General features: G+C 64.7%; 14 protein-coding genes. 13 read left to right on the top strand and 1 reads right to left on the bottom strand.

Translation table 11 applies throughout. The annotated features are described in order from the left end of the window. The first annotated feature begins 26 nt into the window (after positions 1 to 26). From miaB to AWB77_RS03660, 13 genes are all read left to right on the top strand, one after another. A complete protein-coding gene (gene miaB, locus AWB77_RS03720) occupies positions 27 to 1388 on the top strand; it encodes a tRNA (N6-isopentenyl adenosine(37)-C2)-methylthiotransferase MiaB (RefSeq protein WP_061132987.1) in 1362 nt (453 codons plus the stop codon). Between the two features lie 21 nt (positions 1389 to 1409). Further along, entirely contained in the window at positions 1410 to 2528 is a 1119-nt protein-coding gene (locus AWB77_RS03715; RefSeq protein ID WP_061132986.1) for a PhoH family protein, read from the top strand. Beyond that, a complete protein-coding gene (gene ybeY, locus AWB77_RS03710; RefSeq protein WP_061132985.1) occupies positions 2528 to 2989 on the top strand; it encodes an rRNA maturation RNase YbeY in 462 nt (153 codons plus the stop codon). Before AWB77_RS03715 ends, ybeY begins: the two co-directional genes overlap by 1 nt. 44 nt (positions 2990 to 3033) lie before the next feature. After that, positions 3034 to 3723, top strand: coding sequence for a gamma-glutamylcyclotransferase (locus AWB77_RS03705; protein ID WP_061132984.1), 690 nt, complete (start codon positions 3034 to 3036; stop codon positions 3721 to 3723). A 180-nt stretch (positions 3724 to 3903) separates the two neighbouring features. Then, on the top strand, positions 3904 to 4809 hold the full coding sequence (locus AWB77_RS03700) for a CorC family transporter (RefSeq protein ID WP_061132983.1): 906 nt from the start codon (positions 3904 to 3906) through the stop codon (positions 4807 to 4809). An 81-nt stretch (positions 4810 to 4890) separates the two neighbouring features. Then, positions 4891 to 6558 (top strand): apolipoprotein N-acyltransferase, encoded by a 1668-nt coding sequence (gene lnt, locus AWB77_RS03695; RefSeq protein WP_061132982.1) that lies wholly within the window; start codon positions 4891 to 4893, stop codon positions 6556 to 6558. A 172-nt stretch (positions 6559 to 6730) separates the two neighbouring features. Further along, on the top strand, positions 6731 to 7759 hold the full coding sequence (gene glyQ, locus AWB77_RS03690) for a glycine--tRNA ligase subunit alpha (RefSeq protein ID WP_074168836.1): 1029 nt from the start codon (positions 6731 to 6733) through the stop codon (positions 7757 to 7759). A 17-nt stretch (positions 7760 to 7776) separates the two neighbouring features. Continuing rightward, positions 7777 to 9876, top strand: coding sequence for a glycine--tRNA ligase subunit beta (glyS, locus tag AWB77_RS03685; RefSeq protein WP_061132981.1), 2100 nt, complete (start codon positions 7777 to 7779; stop codon positions 9874 to 9876). 11 nt (positions 9877 to 9887) lie between these two features. Next, complete coding sequence (gene gmhB, locus AWB77_RS03680; RefSeq protein WP_061132980.1) at positions 9888 to 10457, top strand: D-glycero-beta-D-manno-heptose 1,7-bisphosphate 7-phosphatase; 570 nt, start codon at positions 9888 to 9890, stop codon at positions 10455 to 10457. Between the two features lie 12 nt (positions 10458 to 10469). Further along, positions 10470 to 11243 carry a lysophospholipid acyltransferase family protein gene (locus AWB77_RS03675; RefSeq protein ID WP_061132979.1) on the top strand — a complete coding sequence of 258 codons (774 nt, stop codon included), beginning with the start codon at positions 10470 to 10472 and terminating at the stop codon, positions 11241 to 11243. Positions 11244 to 11325: 82 nt separating this feature from the next. Further along, positions 11326 to 12246: a M48 family metallopeptidase gene (locus AWB77_RS03670; RefSeq protein ID WP_061133160.1), complete on the top strand. Its 921-nt coding sequence runs from the start codon at positions 11326 to 11328 to the stop codon at positions 12244 to 12246. A 79-nt stretch (positions 12247 to 12325) separates the two neighbouring features. Then, the gene (gloA, locus tag AWB77_RS03665) at positions 12326 to 12712 is read left to right on the top strand and encodes a lactoylglutathione lyase (RefSeq protein WP_061132978.1); all 387 of its coding nucleotides are present in this window, start codon (positions 12326 to 12328) and stop codon (positions 12710 to 12712) included. Positions 12713 to 12867: 155 nt separating this feature from the next. Continuing rightward, positions 12868 to 13797, top strand: a complete 930-nt coding sequence (locus tag AWB77_RS03660; RefSeq protein ID WP_061132977.1) for a DMT family transporter — start codon at positions 12868 to 12870, stop codon at positions 13795 to 13797. Between the two features lies 1 nt (position 13798). On the opposite strand, the gene AWB77_RS03655 is transcribed toward AWB77_RS03660, so the two are convergent. Beyond that, a complete protein-coding gene (locus tag AWB77_RS03655; protein ID WP_061132976.1) occupies positions 13799 to 14821 on the bottom strand; it encodes a DedA family protein/thiosulfate sulfurtransferase GlpE in 1023 nt (340 codons plus the stop codon). Positions 14822 to 14915 lie beyond the last annotated feature (94 nt).

The following is a 14915-nucleotide window of genomic DNA, read 5'->3' as shown; positions in this document are numbered from 1 at the left end:
TTAACCACTGAGACCGGCGACGATTCATGACCAAGAAAGTTTACGTAAAGACCTTCGGCTGCCAGATGAACGAGTACGACTCCGACAAGATGGTCGACGTGCTCGGCGCGGCGGAAGGACTCGTCAAGACGGACACGCCCGAAGACGCGGACGTCATCCTGTTCAATACGTGTTCGGTGCGCGAGAAGGCTCAGGAGAAAGTCTTCTCCGATCTCGGCCGCGTGCGCGAGCTGAAGGAAGCGAATCCTGATCTGCTGATCGGCGTAGGCGGTTGCGTCGCGAGTCAGGAAGGCGCGTCGATCGTCGCGCGCGCGCCGTATGTCGATCTCGTGTTCGGCCCGCAGACGCTGCATCGCCTGCCCGCCATGATCGATCAGCGCCGCGCCACCGGCCGCGCGCAGGTGGACATCACGTTCCCGGAAATCGAGAAGTTCGATCATCTGCCGCCCGCGCGCGTCGATGGCCCGAGCGCGTTCGTGTCGATCATGGAAGGCTGCTCGAAATATTGCAGCTATTGCGTCGTGCCGTACACGCGCGGCGAGGAAGTCTCGCGCCCGCTCGACGACGTGCTCACCGAAATCGCCGGCCTCGCCGATCAGGGCGTGCGCGAAGTCACGCTGCTCGGGCAGAACGTTAACGCCTATCGCGGCGCGCTGACTTCGGGTTCGAGCGAGATCGCGGACTTCGCGACGCTCATCGAGTATGTCGCGGACGTGCCGGGCATCGAACGCATTCGCTATACGACTTCGCATCCGAAGGAGTTCACGCAGCGTCTCATCGACACCTACGCAAAGGTGCCGAAGCTCGTCTCGCATCTGCATTTGCCGGTGCAGCACGGCTCGGACCGCATTTTGATGGCGATGAAGCGCGGCTACACCGTGCTCGAATACAAGTCGGTGATCCGCAAGCTGCGCGCGATCCGCCCGGACCTGTCGCTGTCGACGGACTTCATCGTCGGCTTTCCCGGCGAGACGGAGGACGATTTCAGCAAGATGATGGCGCTCGTCGACGAGATGAGCTACGACACGAGCTTCTCGTTCATCTACAGCCCGCGTCCCGGCACGCCCGCCGCGAACCTGCACGACGACACGCCGCGCGAAGTGAAGCTGAAGCGTCTGCAACATCTCCAGGCGACGATCGAGGAAAACGTGCAGCGCATCAGCGCGTCGATGGTCGGCAAGACCGAGCGTATTCTGGTCGAACGCCCGGCGCGCAAGGACCCGAACGAACTGGCGGGACGCACGCAGAACAACCGCGTCGTCAACTTCCCGGCGCCGGCTGAATCGCACGCGCGGCTCATCGGCCAGATGATCGACGTGAAGATCGTGCACGCGTATCCGCACTCGTTGCGCGGCGAACTGGTCATGGCGCCAGAGCTTGCGCACTAAAGACAGGAACTCAAGTTCACTTTGAAGAACGCTCCTACGCAGCATCTGGAATTCACCGCACCGCGCGACGACAACGCGCGGCTCGCCAACCTCTGCGGCCCGCTCGACGAAAATCTGCGGCAGATCGAGCAGGCGCTCGATGTGACGCTGTCGCGGCGCGGTCACAAAATCGCGATTCGCGGACGCGGCGCCAAGGTCGCGCTCGCGGCGCTCGAAAACTTCTACAACCGCGCGCGCGATCCGATTTCCGTCGACGACATTCAACTCGCGCTCGTCGAGGCGCGTCACGCGACGCGCCGTGCGAAGGAAGCGCGCGAGGCCAACGGCGAAGAAGCCGAAGTCGATCCGCGCTTTCGCGGCGATCCGGACCATCCGTTCGACGAACCGAGCGCGACGATCGATCTCGGCGACGACGAAGACCACGGCCCGAAGCTCTACACGCGCCGCGCGGACTTGCGCGGCCGCACGCCGGCGCAGCGCGAGTATCTGAAGCAGATCATCGCGCACGACGTGACCTTCGGCATCGGGCCGGCGGGCACGGGCAAGACCTATCTTGCGGTCGCGTGCGCGGTCGATGCGCTCGAACGCGATCAGGTCAAGCGCATCGTGCTGACGCGCCCCGCTGTGGAAGCGGGCGAGCGGCTCGGCTTTCTGCCGGGCGATCTCGCGCAAAAGGTCGATCCGTATCTGCGGCCGCTTTACGACGCGCTCTACGATCTGCTCGGCTTCGACAAGACCGCGAAGATGTTCGAGCGCCAGATGATCGAGATCGCGCCGCTCGCGTACATGCGCGGGCGCACGCTGAATCACGCGTTCATCATTCTCGACGAGGCGCAGAACACCACGCCCGAGCAGATGAAGATGTTCCTGACGCGTATCGGCTTCGGTTCGAAGGCGGTCGTCACCGGCGATACGACGCAGGTCGACTTGCCGCGCGGCCACAAGAGCGGGCTGATCGAGGCGCAGCATGTGCTGTCGGAAGTGCGCGGCATCGCGATCACGCATTTCACGTCGGCGGACGTGGTGCGGCATCCGCTCGTCGCGCGCATCGTCGAGGCGTACGACGCGCAGTCGCAAAAAGATGCGGCGCTCGCCGAGGCCGCGCGCGCCGCCCAGCAGCAAGCGCAGAAGCCCGAATAATGCCGCGCCTCACGCTCACCTTGCAGTTTCCGGCGGCCAAGGCGTATCCGTCGCACAAGGCGATCCTGCCGCGCGCGACGGTCGCGCGCTGGATCAAGGCGTCGCTGTTCGCGGATGCCGAGCTGACCGTGCGCTTCGTCGACGAGGACGAAGGCCGGATGCTCAACCGGACGTATCGGCAGAAGGATTACGCGACGAACGTGCTCACGTTCGCGTACGCCGAATCGGAGGACGATCCGGTCGCGGGCGATCTCATTCTGTGCTGCCCGGTCGTCGAGCGCGAGGCGGCGGAACAGGGCAAGCCGCTCGCCGCGCACTACGCGCATCTGATCGTTCACGGCACGCTCCATGCGCAGGGCTACGATCACGAAGTCGAAAGCGAAGCGCAAGAGATGGAATCGATCGAGACGGATATCATGCAGTCTCTGGGATTCCCCGATCCTTACGTGCCTTCGACCTGACGCCAGTCCGATGTCTTCGATGTCCACGTTGTCCTGAACGCGCCGTGAACGACAAGCTGCCCGATCCCACGCAACCCGCTCCACTTTCCGACGATGCCGCAGCGCCCTGCGCCGGCTATCCGCCCGCGCTCGGCGAATCCGCGTTGTGGACGGACGCGGAGCTCGCCGCATCGCGCGAGGCGGCGTTCGCGCATTGGGACGGCCGCTCGGACGTGTGGCTCTTCGGCTACGGCTCGCTGATCTGGAACCCCGGCCTGCCGACGGTCGAAGCGGTGCGCGGCAAGGTGCATGGCTATCATCGCGGGCTCTATCTGTGGTCGCGTGTGAATCGCGGCACACCGGAGCAGCCGGGCCTCGTCCTGGCGCTCGATCGCGGCGGCTCGTGCACCGGCATGGCGTTTCGTCTCGATGGCGCGGGCGCCGTCGAGCATCTGGATGTGCTGTGGCGCCGCGAAATGGCGATGGGCTCATACCGCCCCGCGTGGCTGCCCTGCACGCTCGCGGACGGACGGCGCGTCGATGCGCTCGCGTTCGTCATGCGGCGCGATGCGACGTCCTACACCGGCAAGCTCGCCGATCCCGTCGTGCGCACGGTGCTCGGCTGCGCGAGCGGCCGATACGGGACGACGCTGGATTACGTCAGCCGCACGGTCGAGGCGTTGCGCGAAAGCGGGATGCCGGATCGTGCATTGGAAGCGCTGTTGAAGCGTTGTCAGGCGCAGAGCGATCGGTAGGGCGGGCGATCCCGCTTTGGCGTCGTCCGGTTGGCTAATGCCTGAGGCCGGACATACTTCTCGCACATTTATCGGCTAGCATGGGATTTGACATGCGCGCCACCACGCAGCCCGCCTTTTTCCTTGGTGTATGCTTAACTTTCCGCTAACCCGCGCCCGGGAACTCCCGGGCGCTCCGCTATGAACGAACCTTATCCCAGTCGACGCCATACCGACAAACCGCAGGAAAAGCGCTCGCTTCTCGAACGCTTGACCGATTTCATCTCGCACGAGCCCGAATCGCGCGACGAACTTCTCGAAGTGCTCCAGGACGCGCACGAGCGCAACCTGCTCGACGCCGATTCGCTCTCGATGATCGAAGGCGTCTTCCAGGTGTCCGATCTCTGCGCGCGCGACATCATGGTGCCGCGCGCCCAGATGGACGCCATCAACATCGCGGAAACGCCCGCCGAATTCATCCCCTTCGTACTCGAAAAAGCACACTCGCGCTATCCGGTGTACGAAGGCAATCGCGATAACATCATCGGCGTGCTGCTCGCGAAGGACCTGCTGCGCTATTACGCCGAGGAAGAATTCGACGTGCGCGGCATGCTGCGCCCCGCCGTGTTCATCCCCGAATCGAAGCGCCTGAACGTGCTGCTGCACGACTTTCGCGTGAACCGCAATCACATCGCGATCGTCGTCGACGAATACGGCGGCGTCGCGGGCCTCATCACCATCGAAGACGTGCTGGAACAGATCGTCGGCGACATCGAGGACGAATACGATTTCGACGAAGAAGCCGGCAACATCATCGCGACGCCCGACGGCAAGTACCGCGTGCGCGCGCTGACCGGCATCGAACAGTTCAACGAGGAATTCGGCACCGATTTCTCCGACGACGAAGTCGATACCATCGGCGGCCTCGTCACGCATCGCTTCGGGCGCGTGCCGCATCGCGGCGAAAAGGTGCGGATCGACGATTTCGCGTTCGAGATCCTGCGCGGCGACGCCCGCCAGATTCACGTGCTGCTCGTGCGGCGCGTGCCGAATCTCGCGCAGCAACATCATCACGCCGGCGACGACGAAGACGAATTGCGCGACTAAGCGCATCGCGGGCGCCGCGACTGAACGGCGCCCGCCCTCATTCGTTGCGCACGCCTCCCCGTTTCATCCCGACCGTCATCAATGGCCGATTCATCGTTTCGCTCGCTCTTTCGTCAACGTGACGCGTCCGCGGTATCGGACTCGCCGCGCGCCTTGCCCTTCTGGCATTACCTCGCCGCCGCCGTGCTCGGCGCGCTCAACACGCTTTCGTTCGCGCCGACGCCGCACGGCGGCTGGATCGAGCTCGTCATCTTCGCGTCGTTCTTCGCGTGGCTCTCGCGCACGAACGGCTGGAAAAGCGCCGCCGCGACCGGCTGGGCATTCGGCTTCGGCAACTTCGTGACGGGCGTGTGGTGGCTCTACATCAGCATGCATGTCTACGGCGGCATGGCCGCGCCGCTCGCCGCCGCCGCCGTCGCGCTGTTCTCGCTGTATCTGGCAATTTATCCGGCGTTGTCGAGCGTCGTATGGTCGTTCGTCGCGGGGCGCGCGCGGTTCGGCGATGAAGACGCCGCCACCGCACGCGACATCGATACGTCGCCGCGCTTTACGCCGACGTGGCACGGCACGTTCGCATTCGCAAGCGCGTGGGCGCTCGGCGAATGGCTGCGCGGCCTCGTCTTCACGGGCTTCCCGTGGCTCGCGAGCGGCTACGCGCAAGTCGACGGGCCGCTCAAGGGCTTCGGCGCGCTCGTCGGCGTGTACGGTGTCGGCTGGGTGCTCGCGCTCGTCGCCGCGCTGATCGTGCAGGCCGTTCATCACTTTCGCACGACGCGGCGGCTCGCGTTCGCGCCGGGCATCGCCGCCATTGCGCTCGTCGTCGCGGGGATGCTGCTGTCGCTCGTGCAATGGACGACGCCCGCGAATGCCCCGCTCGACGTGCGCCTGCTGCAAGGCAACGTGAAGCAGGAGATGAAGTTCGAGCAGTCGGGCGTCGACGAATCGCTCGCGCTCTACAAGCGGCTCATCACCGGCAAGCCGGCCGATCTCATCGTCACGCCGGAGACCGCGCTGCCGGTGTTGTCGGTGCAGATTCCGCAAGACTTCGCCGTCGCGATCCGCAATTTCTCCGACGACACGAACTCGTCGATTCTCTTCGGCGCAATCGGCGTCTCGATTCTTCCCGACGGCCGCGCGACCGATTTCACCAACAGCCTCTTCGGCGTCACGCCGCACGTGAACGGCGTGTATCGCTACGACAAGCATCATCTCGTGCCCTTCGGCGAATTCGTGCCGCTCGGCTTTCACTGGTTCGTACGCATGATGGGCATTCCGCTCGGCGATCTCGCGCGCGGGCCCATCGCGCAGAAGGCGTTCATCGTGCACAACCAGCCGGTCGCCGTCGACATCTGCTACGAGGACATCTTCGGCGAGGAGATCGCGCGCACGATCCGCGAGCAGGAAACGCCCGCGGGCATTCTCGTCAACTCGACGAATCTCGCGTGGTTCGGCAACACCATCGCGCTCGATCAGCACTTGCAGATCGCACGGATGCGCTCGATCGAAACCGGCCGGCCGATGCTGCGCGCCACCAATACCGGGATGACGGCGGCCATCGCGGCCAATGGCGATGTCATCTCGAAGCTGCCGACGTTCACCACCGGCGTGCTCGAAGCGCGCGTGCAAGGGACGTCGGGCAACACGCCGTATGTGACGAGCGGCAACATGACGATGATCGCGGTGTCGCTGATCTTGCTGGCGTTCGGGTTTGCGTTCGCGCCAAACCGGAAACGTTCTAGCACGCGCTGAACATCGGCTGAAACAAAGGCCCGCCGCGCCCTGCAACGCGGCGGACCTTCTCCCAAAAAGCCGCACCCGCCCTTCCGTTCGGCTAAAATTCTCCGTTTAAGTACTTTGGCCGAGCCTCCGAGTCGCGTCGTCACGACGATGGCCGCGCCGCGTTCGCCCGCAAAAGGCAATCATGCTCACTTTCCAGCAAATCATTCTGACGCTGCAGTCCTACTGGAACGAGAAGGGCTGCGCGCTTCTCCAGCCGATCGACATGGAAGTCGGCGCAGGCACCTCGCACGTCCACACGTTCCTGCGCGCGATCGGCCCGGAGCCGTGGCGCGCGGCCTACGTTCAACCGTCGCGCCGCCCGAAGGACGGCCGCTACGGCGAGAACCCGAACCGCCTGCAGCACTACTACCAATATCAGGTCGTGCTGAAGCCCGCGCCGGAGAACATCCTCGATCTGTATCTCGGCTCGCTCGAAGCGCTCGGCTTCGACCTGAAGCAGAACGACGTGCGCTTCGTCGAAGACGACTGGGAAAACCCGACGCTCGGCGCGTGGGGCCTCGGCTGGGAAGTGTGGCTGAACGGCATGGAAGTCACGCAGTTCACCTACTTTCAGCAAGCGGGCGGCATCGACTGCAAGCCGGTGCTCGGCGAAATCACCTACGGACTCGAACGCCTCGCAATGTATCTGCAGAAGGTCGAGAACGTGTACGACCTCGTCTGGACCGAGTGGGAAGAAGACGGCCCGAACGGCAAGGTGTTGCGCCAGTTGAGTTACGGCGACGTCTATCACCAGAACGAAGTCGAACAATCCACGTACAACTTCGAGCACGCGAACGTCGATCTGCTCTTCACGTTCTTCAAGAGCTACGAAGAAGAAGCGAAGAAGATGATCGAAGCGAAACTCGCGCTGCCCGCTTACGAGCTCGTGCTGAAGGCCGGCCACACGTTCAATCTGCTCGATGCGCGCGGCGCCATTTCCGTGACGGAGCGCGCGGCGTATATCGGCCGCATTCGCGCGTTGTCGCGACTGGTAGCGCAGGCTTATTACGAGTCGCGTGAAGCGCTCGGCTTCCCGATGCTCGGCAATCCGGTGAAGGGCGACCGGGATCTCGTCAGCGACGAGCAGGAAGCCCAGCGTCCCGCATGGGCGCCGCCGCTCAAGATGGAAAGCTCGCCGCCGGGCGAACCCAGCAACAACGAACAGGTTTGACGAGGCTCGACAGAACAATGACGCAATCCAACCACGCTTCTCTGCTCGTCGAGCTGCTCACCGAAGAACTGCCGCCGAAAGCGCTCGCGCGTCTCGGCACTGCTTTCGCCGACGGCATCGTCGAGCGTCTTGCCGCGCGCGATCTGATCGACGGCGCGCCATCGTTCGAAAAGTACGCGACGCCCCGCCGCCTCGCCGTGCTCATCCGCAATGTGCGCGATGTCGCGCCGGAAAAGCAGGTGCGCGAGAAAGTGCTGCCGGTTACGGTCGCACTCGATAAGGAAGGCAACCCGACGCCACCGCTTGCGAAGAAGCTCGCCGCGCTCGGCTTTCCCGATTTTCCGCTTTCAGAACTCGAACGCGCGCAGGACGGCAAGGCCGAGGCCTTCTTCCTGCGCTACGCTGCGCCGGGCGCGACGCTCGCCGACGGCCTGCAAGCCGCGCTCGACGAAACGCTCGGCAAGCTGCCCATTCCGAAGGTCATGACGTATCAGCGTCCGGACGGCACCAGCGTGCAGTTCGTGCGCCCGGTGCAGCGTCTCATCGCGATGCACGGCCGCAACGTCGTGCCGGTCAGCGCGCTCGGCGTCGATGCGGGCGATACGACCATTGGTCATCGTTTCATGTCGGAAGGCTTCATCGCCATCGCTCACGCCGACGACTACGCGAACACGCTGCGCGACAAAGGGCGCGTCGTCGCGAACTTCGACGATCGCCGCGAATCGATCCGCACGCAGTTGCAGGCGTTCGCAGGCGTCGACCGCGTCGTGATGCCCGAAGCGCTGCTGGACGAAGTGAACGCGCTCGTCGAATGGCCGGTCGTGTACGAATGCCGCTTCGACGAGGAATTCCTGCAAGTGCCGCAGGAATGTCTGATCCTCACGATGCAGACGAACCAGAAATACTTCGCGCTCACCGACCAGAACGGCAAGCTGCGCTCGCGCTTTCTGATCGTGTCGAATATCGATACGAAGACGCCGGGCGAGATCGTCGAAGGCAACGAACGCGTCGTGCGCCCGCGCCTCGCCGACGCAAAGTTCTTCTTCACGCAGGACAAGAAAAAGCGCCTCGAAGATCGCGTGCCGCTGCTCGCGAACGTCGTCTATCACAACAAGCTCGGCTCGGCGCTGCAACGCGTCGAGCGTCTGGAAGCGCTCGCGGGCGAGATCGCGCCGATGGTCGGCGTCGATGCCGCGCTCACGCGCCGCGCCGCCCGTCTCGCGAAGGCGGACCTGCTGACCGACATGGTCGGCGAGTTCCCCGAGCTGCAAGGCACGATGGGCACGTACTACGCGCGTCACGACGGCGAGCCTGAAGAAGTCGCGCTCGCGTGCTCGGAGCACTATCAGCCGCGCTTCTCGGGCGATGACACGCCGTCGACGGGCGTCGGTGCCGCAGTCGCGCTCGCGGACAAGCTGGAGACGATCGTCGGCATCTGGGGTATCGGGCTCGCGCCGACCGGCGAGAAAGACCCGTTCGCGCTGCGCCGTCACGCGCTGGGCGTGCTGCGCATCCTGCTCGAAAAGAAGCTGCCGGTCGATCTGCGCGATCTCGTCGCGTCGGCGCAGCGCCAGTTTGCGAACGTGCCGCAGGTCGCGGATTCGCAGGAAGCGGTCTACGCGTTCTTCATGGATCGCCTGCGCGGCCTGCTGCGCGAGCGCGGCTTCGAAGCGAACGATATCGAAGCGGTGCTGAGCCTGAACCCGACGCGCCTCGACGACATCGTCGCGCGCCTCGACGCCGTGCGCGAATTCGCCGCGCTGCCGGAAGCCGCGGCGCTCGCGGCGGCCAACAAGCGTATCTCGAACATCCTGAAGAAGTCGGAGCAAGGCGCGCCGTCGGCGGTGAACAAGGAACTGCTCGTCGAAGCGGCGGAGAAGAATTTGTACGCGCAGATCGAGCAGGTGACGCCGCGCGTGCAAAGCCAGCTTGGCGCGCGCAACTATACGGAAGCGCTCTCGGCGCTCGCCGCGTTGCGCGAATCCGTCGATACGTTCTTCAACGACGTCATGGTGAACGCGGACGATCCCGCGCTGCGCAACAATCGTCTGGCGCTGCTCAACGCATTGCATCAGCAGATGAACTGCGTCGCCGACATCTCCAAGCTCGCCGCTTAAGAGCCGCTGTCATGGTCATGAACCGCAAGCTGGTCATCCTCGATCGCGACGGCGTCATCAACGTCGATTCGGATGCCTTCATCAAGTCGCCGGATGAATGGGTCGCCATTCCCGGCAGCCTCGAAGCCATCGCGCGGCTGAACCAGTCGGGCTATCGCGTGGCGATCGCATCGAATCAGTCGGGCATCGGGCGCGGTCTCTTCGACATGGCCGCGCTCAACGCGATGCATCAGAAGATGAATCGCGCGGTCGCGGCAGTCGGCGGACGTATCGACGCCGTGTTCTTCTGCCCGCACACGGCCGAAGATCAGTGCGAATGCAGAAAGCCGCGGCCCGGCATGTTGCAGCAGATCATCGAGCGCTTCGAGATCGACCCTGAAGATACGCCCGTCGTCGGCGATTCGCTGCGCGATCTGCAAGCGGGCGCGGCGCTCGGCTTTCCCGTGCATCTCGTGCTCACCGGCAAGGGCGGGAAGACGCTCAAGGAAGGGCAACTGCCCGAGGGCACCATCGTGCACAAGGACTTGCGCACGTTCGCGATCGACTTCCTCGCGCGGCATCAGGATCGCTCCGCCCTGTAACACCGAGACCCCATGCGCTTCATCCGTTCGTTGCTGTTGATGCTTTACTTCGTCGTGTACACGGTGCCGTACGCGATCGCGTGCTTCATTGCGTTTCCGTTCATGCGCGCCGACAGGCGTTACTGGATGGCCGCCGGCTGGTGCAAGTCGACGATCGTCGTGCTGCGGCATCTGATCGGCATTCGCTACGAGATCGAAGGCATGGAGAACCTGCCGAATGGTCCCGCCGTGTTGCTGTCGAAGCATCAGTCCGCATGGGAGACGCTCGCGTTTCCCGCGCTGATGCCACGGCCGCTCTGCTACGTGTTCAAGCGCGAACTGCTTTACGTGCCGTTCTTCGGCTGGGCGCTCGGACTCCTGAAGATGGTGCACATCGACCGCAAGCAAGGGCGCGACGCGTTCGCATCGGTCACGCGGCAAGGCCGCGCGCGCATGGACGAAGGCGCGTGGGTCATCATGTTTCCCGAAGGCACGCGCACGCGTGTGGGCAGCCAGGGCAAGTACAAGACGGGCGGCGCGCGTTTCGCGGTGGCCACCGGCGCGCCGGTCGTGCCGATCGCGCACAACGCGGGTCACGTCTGGCCACGCAATTCCTTCATCAAATATCCGGGTATAGTCACGGTGTCGGTCGGCAAGCCGATCGATACCGACGGCCTCACGCCCGAGGAAGTGAACGCGCGCGTCGAAAGCTGGATCGAGACGGAAATGCGCCGCATCGATCCGCACGCCTACGGCGCGCCGCACGCGCAGCCGGGTGAAGCCGGCCCCGCGCGCGCGGGCCGCTGAAGCGGCGGCGTTCGATTCGAGCCGCGGCGTGCCCTACTCGTTCTTCTCGTCATTCCTGCGCCGTGAGCGCAAAGCCGAGCCGATGCAGAAAGCCCCTTCGCGACAGCGCCCCGCCGTCGCGCTCGATACCCTGCAACTCGATCTGCCGTTCGAGCATGCGCCGGCATACTCCGGCGCGCCGCCCGCGAACGGACCGGCTCCGCTGCGGGGCGACGTCCCCGGCGCCGATCCCGCTTCCATCCTCACACCCGCCACTCCCGCCGCGCCGCTGCCCGATGGCGTGCGCCTGCGCCGCATCGTGCTCACGGCGGGCGCGCTGGAATATCGCTTGAGGCGTTCGTCGCGGCGCACGATCGGCTTTTGCATCGACGGAACCGGGCTTGCGATCACCGCGCCACGCTGGGTGACGATCGCGGATATCGAAAGCGCGATCCTCGACAAGCAGAACTGGATCGTCAAGAAGCTCACCGAATGGCAGACGCGCGTCGAGCAGCGCGCGCTGCCGCGCATCGACTGGAAAGATGGCGCGCAGTTTCCCTACCTCGGCAAGACGATCAGCGTGTCGCTTGCGTCGAGCGCGAGCAAGCTGTTCTTCGACGATGCAACCAGCGTGCTCTCGCTCGCCATGCCCGCGCTCGCGGACGCACAGCAGATCAAGGACCGCGTGCAAGGCTGGCTGCAAAGCGAAGCAAAGCGCATCTTCGGCGAGCAACTCGCGGTGTACGCGGCGAAGCTCGGCGTCGAGTATCGCGCGTATGCGTTGTCATCGGCGGCGACGCGCTGGGGAAGCTGTTCGAGCGACGGCAAGATCCGCCTCAACTGGCGCCTCATCCATTTTCCGATGTCGATCATCGATTACGTCGTCGCGCACGAGCTCGCGCATCTGCGTGAGATGAACCATAGCCCGCGCTTCTGGCAAACGGTCGAATCGATCTTTCCGGAGTTCCGCGAAGCGCGGCACACGCTCAAGCATCATCCGCCGGACCTGTTGCCGGCGCTCTGAGCGCCGTCAGCGCGCACGAAGCGTCGACGGTACAATTTCTTTCCTGTCCCCTCGCAATCACATAAACAGGAACCCCACCATGCGACTCCTCCACACGATGCTGCGCGTCGGCGATCTGCAACGTTCCATCGATTTCTATACGCGCATTCTCGGCATGCACGTGCTGCGTCAAAGCGAAAACACCGAGTACAAGTACACGCTCGCGTTCGTCGGCTACGGCCCGGAAAGCGAGAACAGCGTGCTCGAACTGACCTACAACTGGGGCACCGAAAAGTACGATCTCGGCACGGCGTATGGTCATATCGCACTCGAAGTCGACGACGCCGCCGATGCGTGCGAACGCATCCGCCAGGCGGGCGGCAAGGTCACGCGCGAAGCCGGTCCCGTGAAGGGCGGCACGACGGTGATCGCGTTCGTCGAAGATCCGGACGGCTACAAGGTCGAACTGATCGAAAAGCATTCCTGATCCGTTTCTGACATTCGCTTCAACACGCGCGCCGCACGCTCGTCGCGGCGCGCAATCTCCACGGGCCCGTCCCTGCCTTTCCGGCCTTTCGCTCGTCGCAGCCGTTCGCTGGCACAATCGACGCTCCAGATCAGTGCACGCGTAACCGACCACCGATGAGCACGCCTTCCCTCGCCCTGCGCCGCGCCCCCGACGCCACCGCCATCATCGTGATGATCGCGCTATGCGGCGCGTGGGGATTCCAGCAAGTCGCGATCAAGGAAGCGAACGCGTCGATTCCGCCGATGCTTCAAGCCGGCATTCGCTCGCTGATCGCGACCTTCCTCGTATGGATCTGGACGCGCACGCGCGGCGTGCCGCTTTTTCAGCGCGACGAAACCTTGCCCGCCGGATTGCTCGCGGGCGTGTTGTTCGGCGGCGAGTTCGTCTGCATCTTCTTCGGCCTGAGTCTCACGACCGCGACGCGCATGGCGGTGTTTCTGTACACCGCGCCGTGTTTTACCGCGCTAGGGCTGCACTGGTTCGTCGCGGGCGAGAAGCTTTCGCGCACGCAATGGTGCGGCATCGTGCTCGCGTTCTGCGGCATCGCGCTCGCGTTCGCCGATGGCTTCCTGCACGGCAATCCGCACAACGCATCGACGTGGCAAGGCATCGCGGGCGATGCGCTCGGCATCTTGGCGGGCGTCTTCTGGGCCGCGACGACGGTCGTCGTGCGTGCGTCGTCACTGGCGCATGCAAGCGCGAGCAAGACGCTGTTCTATCAGCTCGCGGTGTCGGCGGTGCTATTGCTCGCGCTCGCGGCGGGCATCGGGCAGACGCATGTCGAAGCGGTATCGCCGCTCGCGATCGCGAGTCTCGCGTATCAGGCGATCGTCGTCGCGTTCATCAGCTATCTGACGTGGTTCTGGCTGCTCACGCGCTACATGGCGTCGCGGCTTTCGGTGTTCTCGTTCCTCACGCCGATCTTCGGCGTCACCTTCGGCGTGCTGCTGCTCGGCGAGCACTTCACTGCGCGCTTCATGGCCGCCGCCGCGATGGTGCTCGCCGGCATCGCGCTCGTGAACCGGCCGGCGCGCCGGCGGTAGATCATTCCGGCGCGGTCGCGCGAATGGTGACCATGTCGTCCATGTCGTGATCGATGTGGTCACGATCGGCAGGCGCGCGCAGATGCTCCGGCGGAATCGGCTCGGTCGGATAGCCGTGCTTCTCCCATGCATCGAGACCGCCCTTCAACGGCCGCACGTTTCGAAAGCCCTTCGCCCGCAACTGCCGCGCGATGGTCTTCGCCGTCGCCTCGTTCGGGCACACGCAATACACGACGACTTCGTGCTCCGCATACAACTGATCGACGCGATCCGGCGAATCGAGATCGAGCGCGATCGCACCCGCGATGCGATACGGCTCGCGACGGCGAATGTCGGCCGGGCGCGCGTCGTAGATGACGGGCGGCGTGTCGGAGTGCATCATCGCGTCGAGTTGCATGGGCGTGATGTGGTACTTCGCGAGCCATTGCCGGAACTGCTCGCGCCGGATCCACCGATACAGCGCGAAGCCGATCGCGATAATGACGAGCACGTCGATGACCGTCGTGCCGTTGGCACGCACCAGCACGATGAGCCGCGCGATCTGATCCTGCAGCGCCGCGCCGCCGAGCATCCAGAAGCTCGCCCACGCCGTCGCGCCAATCACGTCCCACAACACGAAGACGCGCACGTCGATCTGCGTCGTGCCGAGCAGCGGCGCGGAGACGAGCCCGAGCCCCGGCACGAACTTCGATAGCGCGAGCAGCGGCACGCCGAAACGCTCGAACCAGCGGCGCGCGGTGCGCAACGTCGTATCGATCGACAGCGAGAAGCGCACGAGCGAATTGAGAAAGCTGCGGCCGTAGAGACGGCCCGCGGTGAACCACAGGGAATCGGCGATGAGCACGGCGAGCACGGCCGCCACGAGCATCTGCCAGAACGGCACGCTGCCCGCGGCGACGAGCGTGCCGGCGAGAATGAGCATCGGCGCGGCGGGGACCGGCACGCCGAGTTGCGTCGCGAGGACGCTGACGAAGACGGCCCACGCGCCCCAGGACGACGCGAGCGAAGTCGGGACGTGCGGCATTCGAACCTCTTGATCGAGCTTTCGTTGAGGTGACGGCCGGCGCTTTCGGGGCCGGCGCAAAGAGCTACACTTTATCGATAATCCGACGAACGCG

The organism is Caballeronia fortuita, assembly GCF_001544835.2.
Lineage (GTDB): Bacteria > Pseudomonadota > Gammaproteobacteria > Burkholderiales > Burkholderiaceae > Caballeronia > Caballeronia fortuita.
This window is presented reverse-complemented; position numbering and strand designations above follow the sequence as displayed.

What these genes read in the sequence shown, in the direction of transcription:
- miaB (WP_061132987.1), top strand. Translation starts at nt 27, where the DNA reads ATGACCAAGAAAGTTTACGTAAAGACCTTCGGCTGCCAGATGAACGAG.
- ybeY (WP_061132985.1), top strand. Translation starts at nt 2,528, where the DNA reads ATGCCGCGCCTCACGCTCACCTTGCAGTTTCCGGCGGCCAAGGCGTAT.
- AWB77_RS03700 (WP_061132983.1), top strand. Translation starts at nt 3,904, where the DNA reads ATGAACGAACCTTATCCCAGTCGACGCCATACCGACAAACCGCAGGAA.
- lnt (WP_061132982.1), top strand. Translation starts at nt 4,891, where the DNA reads ATGGCCGATTCATCGTTTCGCTCGCTCTTTCGTCAACGTGACGCGTCC.
- glyQ (WP_074168836.1), top strand. Translation starts at nt 6,731, where the DNA reads ATGCTCACTTTCCAGCAAATCATTCTGACGCTGCAGTCCTACTGGAAC.
- glyS (WP_061132981.1), top strand. Translation starts at nt 7,777, where the DNA reads ATGACGCAATCCAACCACGCTTCTCTGCTCGTCGAGCTGCTCACCGAA.
- gmhB (WP_061132980.1), top strand. Translation starts at nt 9,888, where the DNA reads ATGGTCATGAACCGCAAGCTGGTCATCCTCGATCGCGACGGCGTCATC.
- AWB77_RS03675 (WP_061132979.1), top strand. Translation starts at nt 10,470, where the DNA reads ATGCGCTTCATCCGTTCGTTGCTGTTGATGCTTTACTTCGTCGTGTAC.
- AWB77_RS03670 (WP_061133160.1), top strand. Translation starts at nt 11,326, where the DNA reads ATGCAGAAAGCCCCTTCGCGACAGCGCCCCGCCGTCGCGCTCGATACC.
- gloA (WP_061132978.1), top strand. Translation starts at nt 12,326, where the DNA reads ATGCGACTCCTCCACACGATGCTGCGCGTCGGCGATCTGCAACGTTCC.
- AWB77_RS03660 (WP_061132977.1), top strand. Translation starts at nt 12,868, where the DNA reads ATGAGCACGCCTTCCCTCGCCCTGCGCCGCGCCCCCGACGCCACCGCC.
- AWB77_RS03655 (WP_061132976.1), bottom strand. Translation starts at nt 14,821, where the DNA reads ATGCCGCACGTCCCGACTTCGCTCGCGTCGTCCTGGGGCGCGTGGGCC.